The organism is Sphingopyxis sp. Root1497 (assembly GCF_001427085.1).
In the GTDB taxonomy this organism is placed as follows: domain Bacteria; phylum Pseudomonadota; class Alphaproteobacteria; order Sphingomonadales; family Sphingomonadaceae; genus Sphingopyxis.
In genome coordinates this window covers 109576-133358 of record NZ_LMGF01000001.1, presented here as the reverse complement: position 1 = coordinate 133358, position 23783 = coordinate 109576, and the positions used below count along the sequence as shown (strand labels likewise).

Below are 23783 nucleotides of genomic sequence, written 5' to 3'. Positions count from 1 at the left end.
CCGAGGTCATCATATCATGGTTCGTCGCGCCGCTTTCCGTTTCGCCTCCCTGTCGCTCGTCGCCGCGCTCGTCGCGCTCGCCGTCGCGCCGCCCGCTCAGGCGCAGTTCCGCGGCGGCTATGCCTTTCTGCAGGCGGTCGACAGCCGCGACGGGACCAAGGCGACCGACGCGCTGAAGGACGACGACACGCTGATCAACACCCGGCATCCCGACACCGGCGAGACCGCGCTGATCATCGTCACCAAGCGCCGCGACATCATCTGGGTGCGCTTCATGCTCGACAAAAACGCGAACCCCGAAATAGGCGACAAACAGGGCATGACCCCGCTGATGCACGCCGCGCTGATGAATTTCGTCGAAGCGGGCGAAGAGCTGCTCGACACCAAGGCGCCGGTCGACCAGACTAACCGGCGCGGCGAAACCGCGCTGATCCTGGCGGTTCAGGCCAAGAACGCCGCGATGATCCGCCTGCTCGTCAAGCGCGGCGCCAATCCCGACCGGGCCGATCATGTCGCGGGCATGTCGGCGCGCGACTATGCCAAGCGCGACGACCGCAGCGGCCAGCTGCTCGCGCTGCTCGACGCCAAGAGCGACAAGCCGTTGCGCGACACTGGCGCGGTGTTCGGCCCCAACTAGGTTCCGCCCGGCGCAATGTGATATTTGGATTTGCAATCACATCATGATGTGATATTTGCGCAGCATGTCTACGCAACTCATCGAGCGCATTCGCGCCATCGTCGATGACGGCGCCATGTCCCGTTCGGGCCTCGCACGCGCCGCCGGTCTCCATGCCAACAGCCTGCGCGACCTCGATTCGCCCGGCTGGAACCCCACCGCCGACACGCTGCGCAAGCTCGAGAACTGGCTCGCGCACGGCAGCGACCTGTCGCCGATGGCAACCCCCGAAGAGATTATCGCCGAGGCGCGCAACGGCCGGATGTTCATCCTGGTCGATGACGAGGACCGCGAAAATGAGGGCGACCTCGTCATTCCAGCGCAGATGGCGACCCCCGACGCGGTCAATTTCATGGCGACCCACGGCCGCGGCCTGATCTGCCTGACGCTGACGAAATCACGCGTCGACCAGCTCGGGCTCGAACTGATGAGCCGCCAGAACGGCACCCGGCACGAAACCGCCTTCACCACCTCGATCGAGGCGCGCGAGGGCGTCACCACCGGCATTTCGGCCGCCGACCGCGCGCGCACCGTGTCGGTCGCGATCGACGCGGGCAAGAGCCGCGACGATATCGTCACCCCCGGCCATGTCTTTCCGCTGATCGCGCGCGACGGCGGGGTGCTTGTCCGCGCCGGCCATACCGAGGCGTCGGTCGACATCGCGCGACTCGCCGGGCTCAACCCGTCGGGGGTGATCTGCGAGATCATGAACGACGACGGGTCGATGGCGCGGCTCGACGACCTGGTGCCCTTCGCGCGGCGCCATGGGCTGAAGATCGGGACGATCGCCGACCTGATCGCGTACCGCCACCGCAACGACCGGCTGGTCGAATGCGTGTCCGACGACCCGTTCGAATCGGATTATGGCGGCGAGTGGCGTCTGAAATCCTATCGCAACAAGATCGACGGAACGATCAACATGGTGCTGCAAAAGGGCGCGATCGACCCCGAGGGCGTGACCCTGGTGCGCATGCACCCGGTGTCGCTGCTCGACGACCTGATGGGCCGCCCCGGCGCGAAGAAGCGCCGCCTGCAGCGTTCGATGGACGCGATTGGCGAGGCCGGAGGCGGCGTCATCGTGATGCTGATGCGGCCGCTGCCCGGATCGGCCGAGGCCGATGCGACGCCGCCGCCGGCGGGCGGCATGGACCTGCGCACTTACGGCATCGGCGCGCAGATCCTGGCGGACCTTGGCGTCCATGCGATGGAGTTGCTGACGCCGTCGCACAATAATCTTGTCGGGCTGGAGGGCTATGGCCTGTCGGTCGTCGGCGAACGCTCGATCCCCGGGGAGGCCGCATAATGGCGCATGTATTGATCGTCGAAGCCCGTTTCTACAGCCACCTCAACGACATGCTGCTCGATGGCGTGCGCAGCGCGCTCGATGCCGAGGGGCATAGCCATGATACGGTGACCGTCCCCGGCGCGCTCGAGATTCCCGCGGCGATTTCGCTCGGCGCCGACAGCGGGCGCTATGACGCTTTTGTCGCGCTCGGCGTCGTGATCCGCGGCGAAACCTATCATTTCGAGGTGGTGTCGAACGAGAGCGCGCGCGGCGTGATGGCGCTGACCCTCGATGGCCTTGCAGTCGGCAATGGCATCCTCACCGTCGAAAATGAAGAACAGGCGCTTGCGCGCGCCGACAAGACGCGCAAGGATAAGGGCGGCGAGGCGGCGAAGGCCGCGATCGCCATGCTGGCCCTGAAGGAACAATTCGGCATTGGTTGATCGCCCACCCCCCAGCCGATATTCCGTCGTCGAACGCGGCGGGCGGCTGGTGGTGATCGACACGCAGACCGGCCAGACGCCGCCAACCGCCGCCGAGCGCATGGACAATCACGACCGCGCTTTGGGGGTCGAACCGATCCGCCCCGCGCGCACCAGCACCGCCCCCGACCTGTCGGCCGCGGCGCGCGCCGAATCGGGGCTGAGCGCACGGCCCGCCCCGGTGCAGCAGACCCCGAAACCCGCGCCGGCGAAGCCCGCGGCCGATCCCGGCAAGGCGCGGAAGGCGGCGAAGGCCGCCGAAAGGCAGAGCCGGCCGTGGACCCAAGGCTCCCACGACCGTCCGGCGCCAAAGACCGACGCCGCGCCCGCGCGCATTCCCCAACGCCCGGCACCACCCGCACGCGGGCGCAAGACGATCGTCACCGGCAAATGGTGGGACAGCAAGGGACCGCGCACGATCGAACTGGGACCCAAGGGTCAGCAGACGCTGAGCGGCGGTTTCGTGACGCTGTTTTTCGTCGTGCTGATCGCGGCGATGGTCGTGATGTTCATCGAACCGATCATCCTGTTCGTCGCGGCGTTCCTGCTGTTCCGCTTCGGCGGCAGCGTGCTGGGGCCGATCGGCGCCGGGATTGTCGACAAGGCGCTGGCCGAGCGGAATTAGCCGAAAAAATCCTCCCCATCGCTCCGCGACAGGGAGGATATTAGTCCGCCTACGCCGGCTGCAACGCCGGATAGTCGATATAGCCCTCGGGTCCCGGCGCGTACCAGGTCTGCGGATTGTCGGCCGACCATTCGGCCCCGGCGCGGATCCGTTCGACGAGGTCGGGGTTGCCGATGAACGGACGCCCGAAGGCGATCGCGTCGGCGACTCCGCTGGCGAGCGCTGCTTCGGCGAGCGCGACGTTGTAATCGCTGTTGAGGATCAGCGGTCCCTTGAACGCGGCGCGGATCGCGGGCGACTGCTTCGGCACGTCGGTGTTGCCGAAGGTGCCGTCGGGGCCCGGTTCGCGCAGTTCGAGGAAACCGATGCCGAGCGCGTCGAGCGCCGACGCGGCCGCGGTGAACAGCGGCGCGGGGTTGCTGTCGTCGACACCCTGCGAATTGCCGTTCGGCGACAGGCGGACCGACACGCGGTCAGCGCCCCAGACGCCGGCCAGCGCTTCGGTGACTTCGCGGAGCAGGCGGATGCGGTTTTCGACCGAGCCGCCATAATCGTCGTCGCGCAAATTGCTGTTGTCGCGCAGGAACTGGTCGATCAGATAGCCGTTGGCGCCGTGGAGCTGGACCCCGTCGAAACCGGCCTTTTTGGCATTCTCCGCCGCCTTGGCATAATCGGCGATCAGGCGCGGAATCTCGCCGAGTTCGAGCGGGCGCGCGACCTCGAGGTCGCGGCGGCCGACCGGGGTATGCGCGCGGCCTTCGCCCTGCGTCGCCGAGGCCGAGACCGGCAGCTTGCCGTCGTTGAACACCGAATGGACGAGGCGGCCCATGTGCCAGAGCTGGGCGACGATGCGCCCGCCGGCTTCGTGGACGGCGTCGGTCACCGGCTTCCAGCCTTCGACCTGCGCCTCGGTCCACAGGCCCGGCGCCGCCGGCCAGCCAAGGCCTTCCTGCGAAATGCCCGTCGCTTCCGAAATGATCAGCCCCGCCGACGCACGCTGGCGATAATATTCGACCGCGAGCTCGTTCGGCACAAAACCCGGACCGGCACGCCCGCGGGTGAGCGGCGCCATGATGATGCGGTTCGGCGCCTCGATGGCGCCCAGCTTGATCGGATCGAGCAGCGATGCGGACATGGAATTCTCCTGGATATCTTTGGGGACATCTTTTTTCGAGCGACGCCCCCCGGGGCCGTCGCTATGGGCTGCGAAGCTATGGACGGATGCCCGCGCACGCAAGCATCGGTAGCGAAAGAAAATCTAAAGGCGGAACAAGCGGTGAGCGACGAGGGTGCAGCAACAGGGGCCGGACGCTGGGCCTTCGCCGCGCTGCTGGCGGGCAATATCGCGCTGTCGATCGGCGCGATGCTCGTCCGCCTCGCCGACACCGGACCCACCGCCTCGGCCTTCTGGCGGATGACGCTGGCGGCGCCGGTGCTGCTGTTTTTCGCCTGGCGCGAGACCGGCGGGCGGCTGCCGCCGCGCTCCGCGATCCTGATCGCCGCTGCTGCGGGCATCTTCTTCGCTTTCGACCTCGCCGCCTGGCACATCGGCATCCTGCAGACCAAGGTCGCCAACGCGACGCTGTTCGGCAATTGCGCCAGCCTGTTGCTGGTGATCTGGGGGATTTTCCTGACCCGCACCCTGCCGCGCGGGTGGCAGGCGCTGGCGATCGCCCTCGCCTTCGCCGGATCGGCGCTCTTGATGGGGCAAAGTTACGAACTGTCGCCCGACTATCTGGTCGGCGACCTGCTCAGCCTGCTCGCGGGCGTGCTCTACACGGGCTATGTCATCCTGATGCAGCGCGTACGAGGGACGATCGGGTCATGGTCGGCGCTCGCCATCGCGTCGCTCGTCTGTCCGCCGATCCTGCTCGCGACCGCGTTCGCGCTGGGCGAGACGATCCTTCCGCACAACTGGACGCCGCTGATCCTGCTCGCGCTGACCAGCCAGATCGTCGGTCAGGGGCTGATGATCTGGTCGCTGCCGCGTTTCTCGCCGCTCGTCATCGGGCTGACCCTGCTGATCCAGCCGGCGATCGCCGCGCTTGCAGGCTGGCTGGCGTTCGGCGAGCTGCTGGGGCCGGTCGACCTGCTCGGCGGCGTGATGGTCGGGGCGGCGCTGGTGTTGATAAGGTTGCCGAGCCGCGGCGCGCGGCCTATCTGATGGCCATGGCCTCGATCCTGCCCGACGACCCTACCCTCGAAGAGATTCGCGCCGCGCTGGCGCCGCTGATCGCCGCCTCGGCCGCGTTCGACGGGTTCGGCGATGCGGCGCTCGTCGACGCCGCATCGCGCGTGCGCATCGATATCGACGTCGCGCGACTCGCCTTTCCGGGCGGCGGGCGCGACATGGTCGACGCCTGGTTCGCCGATATCGACGCGCGGATGGCGGCAAAATGGCCCGCCGAGACCCTCGCGGCGCTAAAGATTCGCGAGCGGATCACCGCCCTGGTCGAAACGCGGATCGACCTGCTCGCGCCGAATCGCGAGGCGCTGCGCCGCGCGCTGGCGCTGCTCGCGCTGCCGACCAATGTGCCGTTCGCGACAAAGCTCGGCTGGCGCGCAGCCGACGGCATGTGGCGGCTCGCGGGCGACACCGCGACCGACTATAATCACTACAGCAAGCGCGCGATCCTCGGCAGCGTTTATGGCGCGACGATGGCCGTGTTCCTGAACGACGAGAGCGATGGCCACGCCGACACCCGCGCCTTCCTGTCGCGGCGGATCGACCAGGTGATGCGCTTCGAAGGCTGGAAACACCGCCGCGCCGCGAGCAAGATCGAACGCCCCAGCCTGGCGCGCTTTGTCGGGCGGTTGCGCTATCCGGGGCGATAAATAGCTGGCGCTTCGTTGTTGGTATTGATAATCGCTCGCAAATGAACGCTTTGCTCGATAGCGCGCCGCTGGGCGTCGCGGTGCGGATCGCCGGGATCGACTGGACCGCCATGTCCGAGGACGAAGGCCGCCGCCTGCGCGAATTCGGATTGATGGAAGGCGTCGAGGTCACCCCGCTCCACCGTGGCAGCCTCTTCTCGCGCGATCCGCTCGCGCTGTCGGTCGGACGCATGCGGGTGATCATCCGCGCGCGGCAGGCGGCGATGATCGTGGTCGAAGCGGTCGAGAGCGAGCCCAAAGTCGCATGACCGGCCCCATCCCCACCATCGCGCTGGTCGGCAATCCCAATGCCGGAAAATCGAGCCTGTTCAACGCGCTGACCGGCGCGCGGCAGAAGATCGCCAATTATCCGGGGGTTACCGTCGAGCGCAAGGCAGGCCATGCGAGCTTCGCCGACGGCCGGCCGCTGTCGCTGATCGACCTGCCCGGCAGTTACAGCCTGTCGCCCGCGAGTCCCGATGAAGCGGTGACGCGCGACGTGATCCTTGGGCGTCAGGATGGCGAGCGCCAGCCCGATGCGCTGATCGTCGTGCTCGACGCCGCGAATCTCGACAATCATCTCTGCTTCGCGCTCGAACTGATCGCGCTCGGCCTGCCGACGGTGGTCGCGCTCAACATGCTCGACCTTGCGACACGCGACGGCCTCACCCTCGACCCCGAACGATTGGCACGGGAACTGGGCGTGCCGGTGGTCCCGACGGTCGCGGTGCGCAAGCGCGGCATGGCCGAATTGCTGACCGCGGTGGACGAAACGATCCGGGCAGCGAGTCCGGTCGCGCCGATCTCTCGGGTCCCGACTCCAAGCGATGCCGCATTGCACAGTCGCGCGCGCGCGATTTCGCGCGCCGCGACCCTGTCCGAAACCCCGGTGCGCCGCTGGACCGCACGCGTCGATGCGGTGGTGCTGCATCCGGTCGCAGGCTTCGCTATCCTGCTCGCGCTGATGTTCATCATGTTCCAGGCAGTCTATGCCGCCGCCGAGGCACCCGCCGACTTCCTCGAAGGCGGGATCGGCGTGCTTCAGCAATGGGTGGTCGCGACCTTCCCCGAAAACTTCCTGCGCGACCTGGTCGTCGAGGGACTGCTTGCCGGCGTCGGCGCGGTCATCGTCTTCCTGCCGCAGATCCTGATCCTGTTCCTGTTCATCCTGCTGCTCGAAGCGTCGGGCTATATGACCCGCGCCGCCTTTCTGATGGACGGGTTGATGGCGAAGGTCGGATTGTCGGGGCGCGGCTTCATCCCGCTGTTGTCGAGCTTCGCCTGTGCGGTACCCGGCATCATGGCGACGCGCGCGATCCCCGACGAGAAGGACCGGCTGACGACGATATTGATCGCGCCGCTGATGACCTGTTCGGCGCGCCTTCCCGTCTATGCGTTGATCATCGCCGCCTTCATCCCCAACCGCACGATCGGCGGCTCGCCCGTGGGGCTTCAGGGGCTGGTGCTCTTCGGCCTCTATCTGTCGGGAATCCTCGGCGCCCTCGTCGTCGCCTATGTCCTGCGGCGTACCGTCGCAAAAGGTCGCCCGGCGGGCTTCATGATGGAAATGCCACGATACCAGATGCCGCAGTGGCGCGACGTCGCGCTCGGCCTGTGGCAGCGCGCGTGGATCTTCCTGCGCCGCGCCGGCACGATCATCGCGATGACCACCGTCATCCTGTGGCTGTTGCTGACCTTTCCCAAGGCGCCGGTCGGCGAGAGCCAGGTCGAATATAGCGTCGCCGGCCGCATCGCGAGCGGACTCGAGGTCGTCGTCGCGCCGATCGGGTTCAACCACGACATCGCGCTGGCGCTGATCCCCGCGATGGCGGCGCGCGAAGTCGCGGTGTCGGCGATGGCGACCGCCAATGCGATCGACGCCAATGGCGACGAGGATGCGATGGCCGAGACGCTGGGCGAACGATTGCAGGGCAAATGGAGCCTCGCCACCGCGCTCGCCTTCCTCGCCTGGTTCGTGTTCGCGCCGCAGTGCATTTCGACGATCGCGATCACCCGGCGCGAGACCAATGGGTGGAAATGGCCATTGTTCATGGTTGGCTATTTGTTCGCGCTCGCCTATGCCGCTGCTGGTATCACTTACTGGACGGCGGTCGCTTTCGGGCTCGGCTGATCCTCCAACTTTCTAGCGGAGCGGAGCGGCAATGGCTGGCAGCGTCAACAAGGTTATTCTGATCGGCAATCTGGGTGCCGATCCCGAAATCAAGTCGTTCCAGAACGGCGGCAAGATCGCCAATATCCGCATCGCGACGTCGGAAAACTGGAAGGACCGGATGACAGGCGAGCGCAAGGAGCGCACCGAATGGCACAATGTCGTGATCAACGGCGAGGGGCTGGTCGGGGTGGTCGAGCGCTACCTGAAAAAGGGTTCGAAGGTTTATATCGAAGGGTCCTTGCGCACCCGCAAATGGCAGGATCGCGACGGTAACGACAAATATACGACCGAAGTCGTGATCGCCGGCATCGGCGGCGCGCTGACGATGCTCGACGGCGCGCCCGGCGGCGGCGGCGGTGGCGGCGGAGCCTCGCGCGGCGGCGGTGACTGGGGCGGCGATTCGGGCGGAAGCTCGGGTGGCGGCTGGAACCAGGGCGGCGGCGGTTCGTCGGGCGGTAGTTCCGGCGGCGGCGGCTTTGGCGGCGGTTCGGGCGGCGGTGGCGGCGGACGCCCGCCGTTCGACGACGACCTGGACGACGACGTCCCCTTCTGAGCGCCTGACCCATGGCGAGTGACCTGCTGATCGCCGCCGATGTCGCGCGCGGCGTGTGCCGGTTGTTCGCGCAGCAAGGACTCGTCGCGATCCCCGAAGTGCCGCTGCCCAACGGGCGGCGCACCGACCTGACCGCGATCGACGCCAGGGGCCGGATCACCATCGTCGAGATCAAGGTCAGCCGCGCCGACCTGCATGGCGACGGCAAATGGCCCGACTATTGCGACTGGTGCGACCATTTTTACTGGGCGCTGGCGGCGGGGCTCGACCCCGCGATCCTCGACACCCCCGATTATCGCCCCGCGACGTCGGGGCTGATCGTCGCCGACCGTTATGGCGCGGCGGTGGTGCGCGAGGCGGTCAGCTGCGACCTCGCCCCCGCGCGGCGCAAGGCCGAACTTCTGCGCATCGGACGGCTGGCGATGCGGCGGTCGATGATCGCCAGCGATCCCGAACTCGCGGCGGGGTGGAGCGAGGGTTAGAGCGGCTCGCTGCGTTCGTAATAGACCGCCCAGACGAGGCCGGCGGCGGCGAAGCCCACCCACAGCATCAGCCCGATCACGATACCCGCGCCGATCGCCAGCGGCATCGCGACGAAGGCCAGGCCGAGCACCGCGACGCCAAGCGCCCAGCGCAGATAGGTCTTGCGCGGTCGCTCGGTGCGCGTTTCGACATGCTGGGCGGCGAACCCGACGACGACGAGCAGGCCGACCAGGCCGACGATGGTCAGGACGCGGGCGACCGCGTCGGTCGGGTCGCGCCACAGCTGCAGTCCGGCAAGGACGACGGCGGCGATCCACAGCCCGTTGCGCCAGCGCGCCGCGGGCGGCCGCGCCTCGCCGCCCGGCCCGGCTTCGATGCTCATCCGCGCGCCTGCATCCGCGCCAGATAGCGCGCGAGGATATCGATCTCGAGGTTCACCGGGCGCCCCGCCGCGGCCTCGTCGAGCGTCGTCATCGCGCGGGTGTGCGGGATGATGTTGAGGGTGAAATGGGCGCTGCCGTCGGGCTGGTCGGTCACCTCGTTGACGGTCAGCGACACGCCCTCGACGGTGATCGAGCCCTTGGCGGCGATATGCGGCGCGAGGCTGGCGGGGGCCGAGATGACAAGGCCCCAGCTGTCGCCGACCGGGGTGACCGAGACGATCTGCCCGACGGCGTCGACATGGCCGGTGACGATATGGCCGCCAAGTTCGTCGCCGACCTTCAACGCGCGTTCGAGGTTGAGCCGGCGGCCCGGCTCCCACATGCCCGGCGCGGTGCAGGCGATGGTCTCGGCGCTCGCGTCGATCGCGAACCAGCCGCCGGGTCCGTTGCTGTCGCTGTCGACGCCTTTATCGACGACGGTCAGGCACGCCCCCGAACAGGCGATCGAGGCGCCGAGGGCGATGCTGTCGATGTCATAGGCGGTGCCGATGATCAGCCGCGCGTCGCCGCGATCCTCGCGCGCGCGCACGGTGCCGATGTCGGTGATGATGCCGGTGAACATAGGGTCTAGGGTCCTTCTCTGACCCGCTCGTAGACGTCGAGCCGGTCGCTGCCAAGCAGGCGGCTGTCGGCCAGGCGCCAGCGGCCATGCGCATCGGCGAGGTCGGTGAGGCCGATGTCGCCAAGCGCGGCTTTGCCGCCGCCGATCAGGATCGGGGCGCGGTAGAGCAACAGCCGGTCGACGCGGTCGGCGGCGAGGAAGGCCGAGGCGGCGCCGGCGCCGCCCTCGACGAGCAGCGAATCGACCCCCGCGACCGATTCGGGCGAAGCGACCGCGGTCCAGCCGGCGGGGGCGGCACCGTGCGTGAGGAGGAAGCGCTGCGGGCTGCGCGATTCGAGTCCCGAAAGGCGGACATCGAGTTTGGGCGAATCGGCATCGAAGGTGCCGCGCCCGACGAGAATGCCCGCGTGCCGCGCGCGTTCGAGATGGCCGTGGGCGCGGGCGCGCGCGCCGGTGATCCAGCGGCTCGATCCGTCGGCGCGCGCGATGCAGCCATCGAGCGACGTCGCGAGCTTGAGGGTGACGAAGGGCCGGTCCTGGGCCTGCCGCGTCCACCACGGCGCCATGGCAAGGCGCGCTTCGGTCGCCATCACATTGACGACGACCGCGATCCCGGGCGCCTGCAACCGCGCGATACCCTTGCCGTTGGTCCGCGAATCGGGGTCCTGCGCCGCGATCACCACGCGCGCCACCCCGGCGGCGATCAGCGCATCGCTGCAGCAGGGTCCGCGCGGGCTGGCATGGGCGCAGGGTTCGAGGCTGACATAGGCGGTCGCGCCGCGCGCCGCGTCGCCCGCAGCAGCCAGCGCGATCGCCTCGGCATGCGGGCGGCCACCCGCCTGGGTCCAGCCGCGCCCGACGACGCGACCTTCGTTGATCAGGATACACCCGACGTTGGGATTGGGCGCCGAGGCCGGGCGTCCGCGCAGCGACAGCGCGATCGCCGCCGCCATCCAGTCGGCATCGGCGGGCGGGCGGCGCATGCCTAGCGGGCGGTCGGAGCGGAGGTTGCGGGAGGGACCGGCGCGGCCGGCGCCGCCTTCGGTCCGCGCGCGGCGCGTTCGGCGAGGGTCGAATGTTTGGGCGGTTCGGGCGCCTTCACGACGGTGTCGGCTTCGGCGCCCAGCGTTTCGCGCGTTTCCTTGTCGGCCTCGCTCGAATCATAGTCGACCCCCATCCGGTCGGCGAGCTTCTGATATTCGGCGCGGCGTATGGCGTTGGCGCGGTTCACTTCCTTGGCGCGTTCGATCCAGCCGGCATTGACTTCGTCCGTGCTGCGTCCCGCGGTCCAGTTTTCGAAATAGATGATCTGCGCCTTGGGTTCTTCGGTGCGGACGATATTGGTGGCGATGCCGTAAAAGACCGCCAGCGTCACCGCGATCGTCGCGGTCCAGAACGCCCAGCGGTGCGGACGCGGGGCGCGGATATAGTGCCAGAAGTCGGAGACGCCGCCGCGCACGTCCCAATTGTTCATCATCACTCTCATCGCGCCAATTTAGGATAGGTGCGCGCATTTTGCGAGAGGATAGCGATTGCGGCGGTTTTTCAGCCCGTCCGGCGCCCACCGGTGTCACGATTGCAAAAAATGCAATAGCGGATGTGCATTTCGCAGTTGCAACATTTTTTGTGCGCTGCAATATGAGCATGCCTTTTAGGCATCCTCTCCCAAAACTTTCACGGGCCACCTTCGGGTGGCCCTTTTTTTGGTTTGCGCCCGTAGCCGTCACGGCCACGCATTTGCGTTGTTGATAACGCTAACGAACCAATCAGGCCTGTACGGGCATGCGTTTCTCGAACCGGCGCACTTCGGCGATAAAGCTGCCCGGCAACGCGGTGGCGCCGCCGCTGTCGAGATCGATATGGGCATAGCTGATCTCGATATCGGTAAGCCGCTCCGCCCCGCGAAAGACACCGCAGTGCAGGGTGAAATTGTCGCGCCCGAATCGGCTGATTCGCGCCGCGATGGTGATCAGCTCGTCGAGTCGCGCCGGGGCGTGATAATCGATCTCGCAATGCACCTCGCGAATGTCGGTGCCATATTGGTGGAAATAGGGGCCCGGCTGCCCTTCGCCGACGGCGCGGAAATATTCGGTCACCCCGATGTCGGCGTAGACGAGATAATGGGCGTTGAAGACGATATTCTGCCCGTCGATTTCATTGAAGCGCACACGAACCGTTTCGTGGACGCGGAAATCGACGAGCGGAACCTGTTCGATGGCCATGGTCAGGCGGCAAGCGCGGCGGGCGCGCGGTCGAGCGGCGCGCACGCCGATTCGAGCCAGGCTCGGTCGCTATCGTCCATCCCCGGCGCGAGCTTTTCGAACACCTCGGCATGATAGGCATCGAGCCAGTCGGCCTCGGCGGGCGACAGCAGCGCGGTTTCGACGAGGTTCTGCGCGATCGGCGCAAAGGTGATCGTCTCGAACCCCAGCATATCCTCCTCGGCGCCGTCGATGCGCTGCGGCACGACGATGACGAGATTTTCGATGCGGATGCCGAAATGCCCGGCCTTGTAATAGCCGGGTTCGTTCGAGAGGATCATGCCGGCGTGCAGCGGTTCCTCGGTCCCCGCCTGCCCGCCCGACGGCTTGGCGATGCGCTGCGGGCCTTCGTGGACCGCGAGATAGGTGCCAACGCCGTGCCCGGTGCCATGCGCATAATCGACCCCGTCGGCCCACAGATATTGGCGCGCGAGAATGTCGAGCTGGCTGCCGCGCGTGCCCGTGGGGAAACGCGCCATGGCGAGCGCAATATGACCTTTGAGCACCTGGGTGAAGCGGCGGCGCATTTCGGCGGTCGGCGGGCCGATCGCTATCGTGCGCGTGATGTCGGTGGTGCCGTCGGCATACTGACCGCCCGAATCGACCAGATAGAGCGTGCCGGTCTCGATTCCGCGGTTGGTCGTTTCATCGACCTTGTAATGCGGCAGCGCGCCATTGGGGCCGGCCGCCGAGATGGTGTCGAAGCTCAGGTCGACGAGGCCGCCACCGGCCTCGCGAAAATCGCGCAGCTTCGCCGCGGCGCCAAGCTCGTCGAGGCCGCCCTGCGGCGCGACATCCTCCATCCATTGCAGGAAGCGCGCCACCGCGACGCCGTCACGGACGTGCGCGGCGCGGGTGCCGTTCAATTCGACATCATTCTTGATCGCCTTGGGCAGCACCGCGGGGTCGCGGTGGCGCGCGATCTTTGCCCCCGCCTTTTCGAGTGCGGTGAAGATGGCGGCGACCGCGCTGCCGGGATCGACCGCGACCTTCCTGTCCTTGAGCGCGGCAAGCGCCGCCTCGAACGCCTCACGGTCGTGGATACGCACGCTGTTGCCGAGATGCGCGCGCACCGCGTCGGTGATCTTTTCGGGCGCTATGAACAGGTCGGCGGTCGCGTCGGCATGAAGCAGCGCGAAGGCGAGGCCGACCGGGGTGTGGCTGACGTCCGACCCGCGAATATTGAATGTCCAGGCGATCGAATCGAGCGCGGTCATCACGCTGGTGTCGAGGCCCTTGTCCTTGAGCCAGTCGGCGATGATCGCACGCTTGTCGATCGCGCTCTGCCCCGCGAGCTTGACGTCGTGCACCGCGACGACGGCATCGCTCGGCGCGGGCTGGTCGTCCCACACCGCATCGATCGGGTTCGACGCGACCGCGACCAGTTCGGCGCCCTTGGCGGCCAGCGCCTTCGCCGTCGCATTGGCCCAGTCGATGCCGTGGAGCCACGGATCATAACCGACCTTCTGCCCCGCGCTGACATGGGCGCCGAGCCATTCGGCGACGCTCGACGCCGGCACGCCGACATAGTCGAACAAGGCGCCATCGACCTGGTCGCGCACCTGCACGGTGTAGCGGCCATCGATGAACACCGCGGCCCTCGCGGGCAGCACCGCCGCGGTGCCGGCCGAGCCGCCGAAGCCGGTGAGCCAGGCCATGCGCTGCGCATAGGCGCCGACATATTCGCTCATATGCTCGTCGCTGATCGGCACGACAAAGCCGTCGAGACCGCGCGCGGCAAGTTCGGCGCGGACGCGGGCGAGTCGCTCTGCATGGACGGGGCTGGACATGGCGGCTTCCTTGTTCCTACATCGCGGTCGATCCGGCCCATCGGGGGCGGCACCGCGGAGTTTCCTGATGCGCGCTATTTGGATGTTTATGGCGGCAATTGCCACCCCGCTTGTCGCGGCCCCGGGCGCTTTCGCCGAAGAGAAAGAGACAGCATTGACCGACAAGACCCCTGCCCCGTCCGCCGCCCCCGTCGCGGACAAGCGGCCGCACGAGATGACGCTGCACGGCAAGACGCTGTCCGATCCCTATCACTGGCTGAAGGATGACAGCTATCCGGTCGTCGATGACAAGGATGTGCTCGATTATGTGAAGGCGGAGAATGCGTATTTCGACACGCAGATGAAGCCGCATGCGGCGCTGGTCGAAACCCTGTTCCAGGAGATGAAGGGCCGGATCAAGGAGGCCGATTCCTCGGTGCCGCAGAAGGACGGCGACTGGACCTATTGGGTCGAATATGAGGAAGGCGCCGAGTATAAGAAATGGTACCGCAAGCCCGCGGCGGGCAACGGCGAGGCCGCGCTGATCCTCGACGAGGTCGCGATGGCGAAGGACAAGGATTATTTCCGCCTCGCCGAACTGTCGATCAGCCCCAACGGCAAGCTGATGGCCTATTCGTTCGACGACAATGGCTCCGAACGTTTCGAGGTGCGCATCCGCAACCTCGAAACCGGTGAGATGCTGCCCGACGTCATCCCCGGCACCCTGTCGTCGCTGGTCTGGACCTCGGGCAATGACGCGATCCTCTATGGCCTCGCCAACGAGAATTGGCGCACCGACAATGTCCGGCTGCACAAGCTCGGTACCCCGCTCAGCGCCGACAAATTGCTCTACAAGGAGGCCGACATCGGTTTCGGGGTCGGCATCGGCAAGACCGCCGCCGACAATTATATCGTCATCGCGACGGGCGACAACGAAACGAGCGAGGTCTATCTGCTCTCGGCCGACAATCCCGAGGCGCCGATGCAATTGGTGTCGGCGCGGAAAAAGGGCCGCGAGTACAGCGTCGATGAACGCGACGGCACCCTCTATATCCACACCAACGACGAACATCCCAACTTCCGCGTCGCCACCGCGAGCGTGAAAACGCCCGGCGAGTGGAAGACTTTGATCCCCGGATCGGATCATAGCTACATCACCGGTTTCTCGGTGTTCCGCGATTATTTCGTGCTCGAGGCGCGCGAGGACGGGCTCGACCAGGTCGATGTCCGCCAATATGACGCGCCGCTGACCCCGGGCCGGATTCAGTTCCCCGCCGCGACTTATGTGGCGGGACTCGGCGACAATCCCGAATATCATCAGGACAAGCTCCGGCTCGACTATGAATCGATGGTCACCCCCGACACCGTCTATGACTTCAACATTGCGACCGGAAAGCTCGAGACGCTGAAGGTCCAGGAAATTCCCTCAGGTTACGACGCGACGCAATATGTAACCGAACGGGTTAACCTGCCCAGCCGCGACGGCAAGACGATGATCCCCGCCTCGCTCGTCTACAAAAAGGGCACCAAGCTCGACGGCAGCGCACCGATGCATCTCTACGCCTATGGCTCCTATGGCTACCGCGTGCCGCCGGGTTTCTCGACGACGCGGCTCAGCCTCGTCGATCGCGGTATGGTCTATGCGATCGCGCATGTCCGCGGCGGCGACGATCTGGGGCGTGAATGGTATCTGGAGGGCAAGACCGACCGCCGCAAAAACACCTTCAACGATTTCATCGACGTCGCGAAGGGCCTGATCGCCAAGAAATATACCAGCGCCGGCAAGATTTCGGTCGAGGGTCGCTCGGCGGGCGGGCAGGTGATGGGGGTGATCTACAACGAAGCGCCCGAACTATGGGGCGCGGTGCTCGCGGGGGTGCCCTTCGTCGACGTGATCAACACGATGGTCGACGAAACGCTGCCGCTGACCCCCGGCGAATGGCCCGAATGGGGCAATCCGATCACCGACAAGGCGGCGTTCGATTATATGCTGAGCTACAGCCCCTATGACAATGTCACCGCCAAGGCCTATCCGCCGATGCTGGTGTCGGCAGGCCTCAACGACCCGCGCGTGACCTATTGGGAACCCGCCAAATGGGTCGCCAAGCTGCGCGCGACGCGCACCAACGACGCGACTTTGCTGCTGCGCACCAACATGGGCGCGGGCCACGCCGGCAAGTCGGGCCGCTGGGGCGCCCTGCGCGAGGATGCCGAGGAATTCGCCTTCGTGCTGACCCAGCTGGGGGTGGAGAAGTAGTGGAGCACTCCATCTTCCTGATCGGCGGCGAAGGCGATGAGCAAGCTCTCTTCGTCGAAGAAGAGGTTGGAGACAATTGCCGCCTTATCTGCACGGTTCGCGGGGAGGGATATCGGGCTGACGAGCAAGATTTTTTCTCAGCATTGCAAGCCATACGAAAACGAGTGCTTGAACCCAAAGGCCTCGTCCCATTCTGCTATGGCGCGAGCCTCAAGGTTTGGCCGTCGGCAATGTCACGAGATATGGGAGGCGGACTGAAGGCCTATAAGCTGGAGATGGGCGTCCAAGCCAAGCAACTTGTCGGAATTTTTGAGGAGGGCCCAGATGTGATCCCCTCTTCGGTGGCCGCCCAAGAAGAATTCGCCCGCGAGTGGTTCGATTCGTTAGGGAAATAGCCGTTTAATCGCCAGTTGATAGATAACGCCGCTCCACCAACTCGCGCTCCAGCGCCGCCGCATCGACGAACTGATGCCCCGCGATTCCGACTGATTCGGCGCCCGCGACATTGGCCGCGACATCGTCGATGAACAGCGCCCCCGCCGGATCGATTTCGAATCGCGCGATCGCGAGGCGGTAGATCGCGGGGTCGGGCTTCATCAGCTTCTCGGTGCCCGAGACGATGACATCGCGAAAGCGGTCGAACACCGGCTGGGTCGGACGGAAACCCTCCCAGAAATCATGCCCGAAATTGGTGATCGCGAACAGCGGTACCCCCGCCGCGTCGAGCCGCTCGACCAGCTCGAGGCTGCCGGTGACCGGGCCGGGGATCGTCTCGTTGAAGCGCGTGCCATAGGCATCGATCAACGCGGCGTGATCGGGATATTCAAGCTTTCGCTCGGCGACCATCTCGGCGGCAGGGCGGCCGGCGTCATGCTGGAAATGCCACCCCGGCGTGATGATGTTGCCGACGAAATATTCGAGGTCCTGCTCGTCGGCAATCAACTTGCCGAACAGATGCCGCAAATCCCAGTCGAACAGGACCTTGCCGACGTCGAAGATAACGCAGCGATCGATCATACAAACGCCAGACACGCGAAAGCGCCGCCGGAAGGGTCCGACGGCGTTACGCGGTTCAGCAAAAGCAAACGGGGCGGTTCAGCCCCGCGCAGGGGCATCAGCCCTGGCGCGCCTTGAAGCGGCGGTTGGTCTTGTTGATCACATAGGTCCGGCCGCGACGGCGGATCACGCGGTTGTCCCGGTGGCGGTCCTTCAGCGACTTCAGGCTATTGCGAATCTTCATGGCTCTATTCCGATGGTCTGGCGTTGTACGCGAAGCGGCGCAACTATGGGGATGGGCGATAAAAGTCAACCGCCCTTGGCGCGGAAATCAGGCCGCGAAGCGCCGTTCTTCCAGCGCGCGTTCCCACGCGAGCGCGTGGGCGACGATCGTGTCGAGTTCGGCGTGCTGCGGTTCCCATCCGAGGAGGCCACGAATCGCACCATTGTCGGCGATCAACGCATCGGGATCGCCGGCGCGGCGATCGCCCATGCGGCGGTCGATCTTGCGATTCGTCGCCTTGTCGACCGCATCGAGCACTTCGAGCACCGAGAAGCCGCGGCCATAGCCGCAGTTCAATTGGTGGCTGGCCTTGGGATCGGCGATCAGCGCATCGAGCGCGAGCAGATGCGCGGCGGCGAGGTCGCTGACATGGATATAGTCGCGTACCCCGGTGCCGTCGGGGGTGTCGAAGTCGGTGCCGAAAACGTCCACGTGAGGGCGGCGGCCGAGCGCGGCCTCGACCGCGACCTTGATCAGGTGCGTCGCGCCGGCGGTCGACTGGCCGCTGCGCGCCTTGGGATCGGCGCCCGCGACGTTGAAATAGCGCAGCGCGGCATAGTTGAAGTCGTGCGCGGCGGCGACGTCGGCGAGCATCGCCTCGGTCATCAGTTTCGACATGCCATAGGGGTTGATCGGCCGCTGCGGCGCATCCTCGCGCACCGGGATCATATCGGGGATCCCGTACGTCGCGGCGGTCGAGGAGAAGATGAAATGGCGCACCCCGGCGTGGACCGCGGTGTCGATCAGAGACCGGCTGCGCGCGCTGTTGTTGTCGTAATATTTGAGCGGGTTGGTCACTGATTCGGGAACCACGACCGACCCCGCGAAATGCATGATCGCGCCGACATTCTGTTCGGCGACGATCCGCGTAACGAGCGCCGCGTCGGCGATGTCGCCTTCGTAAAAGGCCGCGCCCTTCGGCACCGCCCAGCGGAAGCCCGTTACCAGATTGTCGAGCACCGCAACGCGCCAGTCGGCGTCGAGCAGCGCGAGCACCGCGTGGCTGCCGATATAGCCGGCGCCGCCGGTCACGAGGACGGTGAAGGGATGCGGCTGCGAGGTCACAGGATTTCGGCTCCTTTGGCCGGAAAGCTAGCCGCGGCGTGGTTAGGAATTGGTTAGCGACGCCCTGAAAGCAGCCCGTTTTCCGTTCGCATCGAGCGAAGTCAGGATACACGAAGGCTTGCGCTGCCGATAGGTGTCTCGACTTCGCTCGACACGAATGGAGTTTAAACCGGGTTCGCGGACGACTGGGCCTACCCCGCCAAAGCCTTTTGCCGCCGCCTCTGCACCGACGAGCCATAACCCATCGCCTCGCGATATTTCACCACGGTGCGCCGCGCGATGTCGTGGCCCTCGGCCGACAGCTTCTGCGCGATCGTCTCGTCGGACAGGATCGCCTTGCCGTCCTCGCCCTCGATCATCGCCTTGATCCGGCTCTTGATCGATTCGGACGACACCGCGCCGTCGCCCTCCATCGCCGAAATGCCGCTCGAAAAGAAATATTTGAGTTCGAACAATCCGCGCGCGCAGGAGAGGTATTTGTTGCTGGTCACCCGGCTGACGGTCGATTCGTGCATGCCGATTTCCTCGGCGACCTGGCGCAGGGTCAGCGGGCGCATATGCGCGACGCCGTGGAGGAAAAAGCCCTCCTGCTGCTTGACGATCGCGCTCGCGACCTTGACGATCGTGCGCTGGCGCTGGTCGAGCGCGCGGACGAGCCAGTTGGCCCCCGCGAGTTGTTCGGACAGCCACGCCTTGCTCTTCGCCGCGGCGCCGGTGGCGAGTTCGCTATAATAGCGACGGTTGACGAGCAGCCGCGGCAAGGTGCCGCCGTTGATCTCGACCGCCCAGCCCTTGCCGGTGTGACGGACGTAGATGTCGGGCACGACGGTCTGCGACGTGCTGGTACCGAAACGCAGCCCCGGCTTGGGATCATAGCCGCGCAATTCGCGGATCATGTCGGCAAGATCCTCGTCGTCGACCCCGCAGATGCGCTTGAGCTGCGGGAAGGCGCCCTTGGCGACCAGATCGAGATGCGCGATCATCGTCGCCATCGCGGGGTCGTAACGATCGGCCTCGCGCGCCTGGATCGCGATGCATTCGGCCAGATCCCGGCCGCCGACCCCCGAAGGGTCGAAACATTGCACCCCCGCCAGCACCGTTTCGACCAGCGCGAGCGGGACGCCGAGCCGCTGCGCGAGCTCGGCAAGATCGGCGCGCAGATAGCCCGCTTCGTCGATCATCGCGACGAGCTGTTCGGCGATCAGCGCCTCGAGTCCCGAGAAGCGTTCGCCGACCTGCGCGAGCAGATGCTCGTAAAGGCTGTCGGCCTCCCCGGCGAAACTGTCGAAATCGATGCCTTCGCTGTCGCCCGACAGGCCGACGCTGTCGCTCGCGCTGTCGTGGTGGAAACTTTCCGCGCCCAGATCGACGTCGAGATCGTCGGTCGCGCCGCTGTCGGACGCGAGCGCCTGATCGGCGTCGAGCGTCGCGGCCTCGGCAGGCGTCGCGTCGCCCTCGGGCGCTTCGTCCCCTGCGCCATCGCTGTCGGGCGAGGCGGTGTCGAGCAACGGATTGCCCTCAAGCGCTTCAGCCAGATAGGCGTCGAGTTCGAGGTTCGACAACGCCAGCAGCTTGATCGCCTGCTGCAGCTGCGGCGTCATCACCAGCGATTGCGACTGGCGGAGATCGAGGCGCGGACCGAGCGCCACTGGGAATTAGCGGCCTTCTATCCCGTTTGTGTCGAGCGAAGTCGAGACACGTGAAGCCATGCACGAACTCGGCGTGTCTCGACTTCGCTCGACACAAACGGAAACCAGAACAGGCTTATTCGACACCGACACGGCCCCATTCCCTCACAGGGAGAAACCCTCGCCGAGGTAGAGGCGGCGCACCTCGGGGTCGGCGACGAGTTCGGCGGGCGACCCGGCGAGCAGCACCTTGCCGTCATAGATGATGCAGGCGCGGTCGACGAGGTCCAGCGTTTCGCGGACATTATGGTCGGTGATCAGCACCCCGATGCCGCGCGTCTTGAGGTCGGCGACAAGGTCGCGAATGTCCGAAATCGACAGCGGATCGATGCCCGCGAACGGTTCGTCGAGCAGCATGATCGACGGGTTCGCGGCCAGCGCCCGCGCGATTTCGGCGCGGCGGCGTTCGCCGCCCGACAGCGCCATCGCGGCGGCGCTGCGCAGCCGGGTCAGGCCGAATTCGTCGAGCAATTCCTCGAGCCGGCGTTCGCGCGACACGCGGTCGGGCTCGCTGAGTTCAAGCACCGCACTGATATTCTGTTCCACCGTCATGCCGCGAAAGATCGAGGTTTCCTGCGGCAGGTAGCCGAGACCGAGGATCGCGCGGCGGTACATCGGCAGCGCGGTGATGTCGGCGCCGTCGAGCATGATGCGTCCCGCGTCGGGCTTCACCAGCCCCATGATCGAATAGAAGCAGGTCGTCTTGCCGGCGCCGTTCGGCCCGAGCAGACCGACGACCTCGCCCTTGCCGACCGAGAGCGAGACGTCGGAGAGCACGACGCGCTTGTCATAGCTTTTGGCGATCGACACGACCGCGAGCCCGTTGCCCGCCGCCGCCTCTTCCTGGACATGCGCGGTGTGTTCGGAAACGCCATGATCGCCGCTGGCCGGCGGGGTCGCGAGGGTAGAGTCGTCGGTCATATCGTCGTCGCTGTCCGTCCAAAGATTGGCACCGCACTACCCGAGGAGCGCCGCAAAGGTCAATCTGGCAAGATTATTGCAGGGGCTATCAGTGCGCGGCCTGCTCGCCGCGCACGACGCCCGACAGCGCGAGTTGTTCGTCGATCGCGGCCATCAGCCGGTCGAGCGCCGACTCGTCCTTTGCCTCGGCCCGCGCGACGAGCACGTCCTGCGTGTTCGACGCCCGGAGCAGCCACCAACCGTCGTCGGTGAGCACGCGCGCGCCGTCGGTGCGGTCTACCTCGGCCCCCGACGCCGCGAGGCGGGCGAGAACCTCATCCACAATGGCAAACTTGCGCACCTCATCGACCTGGAAGCGCAACTCCGGCGTATTGACCATCGGCGCCATGAGCCCACGCAATTCGGTGACGCTCTGCCCGAGCTTGGTCGCGGCCTCGATCAGGCGGATCGCCGCGTAAGGCGCGTCGTCATAGCCATAATAGCGGTCGGCGAAGAAGATATGGCCGCTCATCTCACCCGCGAGCGGACTGCCGGTTTCCTTCATCTTCGCCTTGATCAGGCTGTGGCCGGTTTTCCACATCATCGGCTGACCGCCCAATTCGGCGACGCGGTCGAACAAGGCCTGGCTGGCCTTCACATCGGCGATCACCGTGGCGCCCGGAATATCCCGGAGCACCGCCGCGGCATAGATTTGCAGCAGCTGGTCGCCCCAGATCACCCGGCCCTGCCCGTCGATCGCGCCAATGCGATCGCCATCTCCATCGAAAGCGACGCCGAAATCGAGATTCCTCTCGGCGACGAGCTTGCGCAAGTCCGCCAGATTCTTTTCCTCAGTGGGATCGGGATGGTGGTTCGGGAAATGGCCGTCGATGTCGGTAAACAGCAGGAAATGCTCGCCGGGAAGCCGCGCCGTCAATTTCTCGATGACCGTGCCGGCGGCGCCGTTACCGGCGTCCCAGCCGATGCGGTAGGCGGCGCCGGCGAAGCCCTCGACCAGCCGATCGACATAGGCGTCGACGATATCGATGCTCTGCAACGATCCCTCGCCGCTGTCCCAGTCGCCCGTGGCCGCCATCGTCCCGATGCCCGCGATGTCGGCGCCGTAGAAGGGGCGACCCTGAAACACCATCTTGAAGCCGTTATAGTCGGGGGGGTTGTGGCTGCCGGTTATCTGTATGCCGCCGTCCACCTCTTCGGTTGACGCGGCATAATAGAGCATCGGCGTCGGGCCGAGCCCGACATTCAGCGCATCGATCCCGGCGGCGTTGATCCCTTCGATCAGCGCCTCGGCGAGCATTGGCGACGACAGGCGGCCGTCATAACCGACCGCGACCGACCTGCCGCCCGCGCGCCGGATCAACGTCGCGAAGCTGCGCCCGATAGCATAGGCGTCGGCGGCCGACAGCGTGTCGCCGACGACCCCGCGGATGTCATATTCGCGCAGCATCGTCGGGTGAAAAACATGCGTCTGGGTCATGGGTCGCTCGCTTTCGGGGGGAGAAGGAGGTCAGGCGGCGGCGAACAGGTCGCCGTCGGGATGCAGCCGCTCGCGCGCCGGCAGGTTAAGCCCTGCCATTGCTTCGCGCAGCTCCTGCCGCGCGACGACATGGCCGATCCCCATGCCGCCTAGATGCGCCTTGTCGAGCAGGGTGAGGCCGGCGGGGAAAAGTTCGCGGTAGATGACGCGCTCGCCAAGGCCCGGGATGACGCGAAAGCCGACGCGGCGTGACAATTGGGTCAGCGCCTCGCCGACGCGGCGCATATTATGCGCGTCGACATGCTGGAGGCGGTTGCGCAAGATGATCCAGTCGATGGTCCGCCCGTCGCTCTTGGCGCGCGCCTTGCGGGTGTCCCAGATCAGCTCCGAATAGAAGCTAGGCCGGGTGACCTGAAAGCTTTCGGGATCGACCTGCCCGATCAGGTCGAAATCGATGAAGCTGTCGTTGATCGGGGTGACAAGGGTGTCGGCGCTGGTCGCGAGGTGGCGCGCGAAGATATCGTCACGGCCGGGCGTGTCGGCGACAAAATAATCGGCGCCTTCGCTGAGCCGCGCGACTTGCGCGTCGAGTTCCTCGATCGTCGATCCTTCGAACACTTCGAAATTGGGGGTCGGCAGCGCGATGTCGCGGCGCTTTTCGGTCGCGCGGCGATTCTCCAGATAGCGATGGAAGGTGCGCTGGCGCGGGTCGAGGTCGAGCCCGGCAACCCGCCAGCCCTGGCTCGCCAGCGCCACCGCGAAATGCACGGCGCAGGTCGATTTGCCCGTCCCGCCCTTTTCATTGGCAAAGATGATGCGGTGCGGCGCGGGGGTCGTCATGGGCGTTGCGAATTTCCTGTCGGCGGCGCATGGGGGCCGCATGGGGTGGCGTCTCAGCCGCCATTATCGG

At 66.2% G+C, this 23783-nt stretch carries 26 protein-coding genes; 12 read left to right on the top strand and 14 right to left on the bottom strand.

The window, feature by feature from the left end; translation table 11 throughout:
* Window positions 1–16 precede the first annotated feature (16 nt).
* From ASD67_RS00590 to ASD67_RS23395, 4 genes are all read left to right on the top strand, one after another.
* Complete coding sequence (locus ASD67_RS00590) at window positions 17–637, top strand: ankyrin repeat domain-containing protein (RefSeq protein WP_056341765.1); 621 nt, start codon at window positions 17–19, stop codon at window positions 635–637.
* A gap of 64 nt (window positions 638–701) precedes the next feature.
* The gene (ribB, locus tag ASD67_RS00585) at window positions 702–1979 is read left to right on the top strand and encodes a 3,4-dihydroxy-2-butanone-4-phosphate synthase (protein ID WP_056342825.1); all 1278 of its coding nucleotides are present in this window, start codon (window positions 702–704) and stop codon (window positions 1977–1979) included.
* Window positions 1979–2404: a 6,7-dimethyl-8-ribityllumazine synthase gene (gene ribH, locus ASD67_RS00580; RefSeq protein ID WP_056341762.1), complete on the top strand. Its 426-nt coding sequence runs from the start codon at window positions 1979–1981 to the stop codon at window positions 2402–2404. The genes ribB and ribH overlap by 1 nt, the downstream gene beginning before the upstream one ends.
* Window positions 2397–3068 (top strand): hypothetical protein, encoded by a 672-nt coding sequence (locus ASD67_RS23395; protein WP_056341759.1) that lies wholly within the window; start codon window positions 2397–2399, stop codon window positions 3066–3068. Before ribH ends, ASD67_RS23395 begins: the two co-directional genes overlap by 8 nt.
* Before the next feature lie 49 nt (window positions 3069–3117).
* Here ASD67_RS23395 and ASD67_RS00570 read toward each other — a convergent pair whose 3' ends face one another.
* The gene (locus ASD67_RS00570; RefSeq protein WP_056341756.1) at window positions 3118–4203 is read right to left on the bottom strand and encodes an alkene reductase; all 1086 of its coding nucleotides are present in this window, start codon (window positions 4201–4203) and stop codon (window positions 3118–3120) included.
* A 141-nt stretch (window positions 4204–4344) separates the two neighbouring features.
* On the opposite strand from ASD67_RS00570, the gene ASD67_RS00565 reads away from it, so the two are divergent.
* From ASD67_RS00565 to ASD67_RS00540, 6 genes are read left to right on the top strand one after another with little or no spacing between them, the layout of a single operon-like run.
* Window positions 4345–5232: a DMT family transporter gene (locus ASD67_RS00565; protein ID WP_056341753.1), complete on the top strand. Its 888-nt coding sequence runs from the start codon at window positions 4345–4347 to the stop codon at window positions 5230–5232.
* On the top strand, window positions 5232–5903 hold the full coding sequence (locus ASD67_RS00560; RefSeq protein WP_056341750.1) for a COQ9 family protein: 672 nt from the start codon (window positions 5232–5234) through the stop codon (window positions 5901–5903). The genes ASD67_RS00565 and ASD67_RS00560 overlap by 1 nt, the downstream gene beginning before the upstream one ends.
* Window positions 5904–5944: 41 nt before the next feature.
* The gene (locus ASD67_RS00555; RefSeq protein WP_056341746.1) at window positions 5945–6211 is read left to right on the top strand and encodes a FeoA family protein; all 267 of its coding nucleotides are present in this window, start codon (window positions 5945–5947) and stop codon (window positions 6209–6211) included.
* The gene (gene feoB, locus ASD67_RS00550) at window positions 6208–8073 is read left to right on the top strand and encodes a ferrous iron transporter B (RefSeq protein ID WP_056341744.1); all 1866 of its coding nucleotides are present in this window, start codon (window positions 6208–6210) and stop codon (window positions 8071–8073) included. The genes ASD67_RS00555 and feoB overlap by 4 nt, the downstream gene beginning before the upstream one ends.
* A gap of 31 nt (window positions 8074–8104) precedes the next feature.
* On the top strand, window positions 8105–8668 hold the full coding sequence (gene ssb / locus ASD67_RS00545; protein WP_056341740.1) for a single-stranded DNA-binding protein: 564 nt from the start codon (window positions 8105–8107) through the stop codon (window positions 8666–8668).
* 11 nt (window positions 8669–8679) lie between these two features.
* Window positions 8680–9150 (top strand): MmcB family DNA repair protein, encoded by a 471-nt coding sequence (locus tag ASD67_RS00540; protein WP_056341737.1) that lies wholly within the window; start codon window positions 8680–8682, stop codon window positions 9148–9150.
* On the opposite strand, the gene ASD67_RS00535 is transcribed toward ASD67_RS00540, so the two are convergent.
* The 6 genes from ASD67_RS00535 to ASD67_RS00510 all read right to left on the bottom strand — a co-directional run bounded on the left by ASD67_RS00535 (window position 9147) and on the right by ASD67_RS00510 (window position 14207).
* On the bottom strand, window positions 9147–9533 hold the full coding sequence (locus ASD67_RS00535) for a hypothetical protein (RefSeq protein ID WP_056341735.1): 387 nt from the start codon (window positions 9531–9533) through the stop codon (window positions 9147–9149). The two genes, ASD67_RS00540 and ASD67_RS00535, sit on opposite strands and share 4 nt — an antisense overlap.
* On the bottom strand, window positions 9530–10156 hold the full coding sequence (locus ASD67_RS00530; RefSeq protein ID WP_056341732.1) for a riboflavin synthase: 627 nt from the start codon (window positions 10154–10156) through the stop codon (window positions 9530–9532). Before ASD67_RS00530 ends, ASD67_RS00535 begins: the two co-directional genes overlap by 4 nt.
* Window positions 10157–10161: 5 nt before the next feature.
* Window positions 10162–11109, bottom strand: a complete 948-nt coding sequence (ribD, locus tag ASD67_RS00525; RefSeq protein ID WP_056342823.1) for a bifunctional diaminohydroxyphosphoribosylaminopyrimidine deaminase/5-amino-6-(5-phosphoribosylamino)uracil reductase RibD — start codon at window positions 11107–11109, stop codon at window positions 10162–10164.
* Between the two features lie 32 nt (window positions 11110–11141).
* Entirely contained in the window at window positions 11142–11642 is a 501-nt protein-coding gene (locus ASD67_RS00520) for a hypothetical protein (protein WP_235535514.1), read from the bottom strand.
* A gap of 280 nt (window positions 11643–11922) precedes the next feature.
* Entirely contained in the window at window positions 11923–12378 is a 456-nt protein-coding gene (locus ASD67_RS00515) for an acyl-CoA thioesterase (RefSeq protein WP_056341726.1), read from the bottom strand.
* 2 nt (window positions 12379–12380) lie between these two features.
* The gene (locus ASD67_RS00510; RefSeq protein WP_056341723.1) at window positions 12381–14207 is read right to left on the bottom strand and encodes an aminopeptidase P family protein; all 1827 of its coding nucleotides are present in this window, start codon (window positions 14205–14207) and stop codon (window positions 12381–12383) included.
* An 82-nt stretch (window positions 14208–14289) separates the two neighbouring features.
* On the opposite strand from ASD67_RS00510, the gene ASD67_RS00505 reads away from it, so the two are divergent.
* Together ASD67_RS00505 and ASD67_RS00500 are read left to right on the top strand one after the other, a co-directional pair.
* A complete protein-coding gene (locus ASD67_RS00505; protein ID WP_082544745.1) occupies window positions 14290–16443 on the top strand; it encodes a S9 family peptidase in 2154 nt (717 codons plus the stop codon).
* Entirely contained in the window at window positions 16443–16838 is a 396-nt protein-coding gene (locus ASD67_RS00500) for a hypothetical protein (protein WP_056341720.1), read from the top strand. The genes ASD67_RS00505 and ASD67_RS00500 overlap by 1 nt, the downstream gene beginning before the upstream one ends.
* Window positions 16839–16842: 4 nt before the next feature.
* Here ASD67_RS00500 and ASD67_RS00495 read toward each other — a convergent pair whose 3' ends face one another.
* The 7 genes from ASD67_RS00495 to ASD67_RS00465 all read right to left on the bottom strand — a co-directional run bounded on the left by ASD67_RS00495 (window position 16843) and on the right by ASD67_RS00465 (window position 23713).
* Window positions 16843–17460 carry an HAD family hydrolase gene (locus ASD67_RS00495; protein ID WP_056341718.1) on the bottom strand — a complete coding sequence of 206 codons (618 nt, stop codon included), beginning with the start codon at window positions 17458–17460 and terminating at the stop codon, window positions 16843–16845.
* A gap of 97 nt (window positions 17461–17557) precedes the next feature.
* A complete protein-coding gene (ykgO, locus tag ASD67_RS00490) occupies window positions 17558–17683 on the bottom strand; it encodes a type B 50S ribosomal protein L36 (RefSeq protein WP_003046794.1) in 126 nt (41 codons plus the stop codon).
* An 87-nt stretch (window positions 17684–17770) separates the two neighbouring features.
* Window positions 17771–18787 (bottom strand): UDP-glucose 4-epimerase GalE, encoded by a 1017-nt coding sequence (galE, locus tag ASD67_RS00485; RefSeq protein WP_056341715.1) that lies wholly within the window; start codon window positions 18785–18787, stop codon window positions 17771–17773.
* A gap of 191 nt (window positions 18788–18978) precedes the next feature.
* Window positions 18979–20436 (bottom strand): RNA polymerase factor sigma-54, encoded by a 1458-nt coding sequence (rpoN, locus tag ASD67_RS00480; protein WP_056341712.1) that lies wholly within the window; start codon window positions 20434–20436, stop codon window positions 18979–18981.
* Window positions 20437–20580: 144 nt separating this feature from the next.
* Window positions 20581–21396 (bottom strand): LPS export ABC transporter ATP-binding protein, encoded by an 816-nt coding sequence (gene lptB, locus ASD67_RS00475; RefSeq protein WP_056341710.1) that lies wholly within the window; start codon window positions 21394–21396, stop codon window positions 20581–20583.
* A gap of 88 nt (window positions 21397–21484) precedes the next feature.
* Window positions 21485–22873: a phosphoglucomutase/phosphomannomutase PgmG gene (pgmG, locus tag ASD67_RS00470; RefSeq protein ID WP_056341707.1), complete on the bottom strand. Its 1389-nt coding sequence runs from the start codon at window positions 22871–22873 to the stop codon at window positions 21485–21487.
* A 30-nt stretch (window positions 22874–22903) separates the two neighbouring features.
* Window positions 22904–23713 carry a division plane positioning ATPase MipZ gene (locus ASD67_RS00465; protein WP_056341704.1) on the bottom strand — a complete coding sequence of 270 codons (810 nt, stop codon included), beginning with the start codon at window positions 23711–23713 and terminating at the stop codon, window positions 22904–22906.
* Between the last annotated feature and the right edge of the window lie 70 nt (window positions 23714–23783).

Coding starts and splice junctions, on each gene's coding strand:
- ASD67_RS00590 (WP_056341765.1), top strand. CDS start 17: ATGGTTCGTCGCGCCGCTTTCCGTTTCGCCTCCCTGTCGCTCGTCGCC.
- ribB (WP_056342825.1), top strand. CDS start 702: ATGTCTACGCAACTCATCGAGCGCATTCGCGCCATCGTCGATGACGGC.
- ribH (WP_056341762.1), top strand. CDS start 1,979: ATGGCGCATGTATTGATCGTCGAAGCCCGTTTCTACAGCCACCTCAAC.
- ASD67_RS00570 (WP_056341756.1), bottom strand. CDS start 4,203: ATGTCCGCATCGCTGCTCGATCCGATCAAGCTGGGCGCCATCGAGGCG.
- ASD67_RS00560 (WP_056341750.1), top strand. CDS start 5,232: ATGGCCATGGCCTCGATCCTGCCCGACGACCCTACCCTCGAAGAGATT.
- ASD67_RS00555 (WP_056341746.1), top strand. CDS start 5,945: ATGAACGCTTTGCTCGATAGCGCGCCGCTGGGCGTCGCGGTGCGGATC.
- feoB (WP_056341744.1), top strand. CDS start 6,208: ATGACCGGCCCCATCCCCACCATCGCGCTGGTCGGCAATCCCAATGCC.
- ssb (WP_056341740.1), top strand. CDS start 8,105: ATGGCTGGCAGCGTCAACAAGGTTATTCTGATCGGCAATCTGGGTGCC.
- ASD67_RS00540 (WP_056341737.1), top strand. CDS start 8,680: ATGGCGAGTGACCTGCTGATCGCCGCCGATGTCGCGCGCGGCGTGTGC.
- ASD67_RS00535 (WP_056341735.1), bottom strand. CDS start 9,533: ATGAGCATCGAAGCCGGGCCGGGCGGCGAGGCGCGGCCGCCCGCGGCG.
- ASD67_RS00530 (WP_056341732.1), bottom strand. CDS start 10,156: ATGTTCACCGGCATCATCACCGACATCGGCACCGTGCGCGCGCGCGAG.
- ribD (WP_056342823.1), bottom strand. CDS start 11,109: ATGGCGGCGGCGATCGCGCTGTCGCTGCGCGGACGCCCGGCCTCGGCG.
- ASD67_RS00520 (WP_235535514.1), bottom strand. CDS start 11,642: ATGAGAGTGATGATGAACAATTGGGACGTGCGCGGCGGCGTCTCCGAC.
- ASD67_RS00515 (WP_056341726.1), bottom strand. CDS start 12,378: ATGGCCATCGAACAGGTTCCGCTCGTCGATTTCCGCGTCCACGAAACG.
- ASD67_RS00510 (WP_056341723.1), bottom strand. CDS start 14,207: ATGTCCAGCCCCGTCCATGCAGAGCGACTCGCCCGCGTCCGCGCCGAA.
- ASD67_RS00505 (WP_082544745.1), top strand. CDS start 14,290: ATGTTTATGGCGGCAATTGCCACCCCGCTTGTCGCGGCCCCGGGCGCT.
- ASD67_RS00495 (WP_056341718.1), bottom strand. CDS start 17,460: ATGATCGATCGCTGCGTTATCTTCGACGTCGGCAAGGTCCTGTTCGAC.
- ykgO (WP_003046794.1), bottom strand. CDS start 17,683: ATGAAGATTCGCAATAGCCTGAAGTCGCTGAAGGACCGCCACCGGGAC.
- lptB (WP_056341710.1), bottom strand. CDS start 21,396: ATGACCGACGACTCTACCCTCGCGACCCCGCCGGCCAGCGGCGATCAT.
- pgmG (WP_056341707.1), bottom strand. CDS start 22,873: ATGACCCAGACGCATGTTTTTCACCCGACGATGCTGCGCGAATATGAC.
- ASD67_RS00465 (WP_056341704.1), bottom strand. CDS start 23,713: ATGACGACCCCCGCGCCGCACCGCATCATCTTTGCCAATGAAAAGGGC.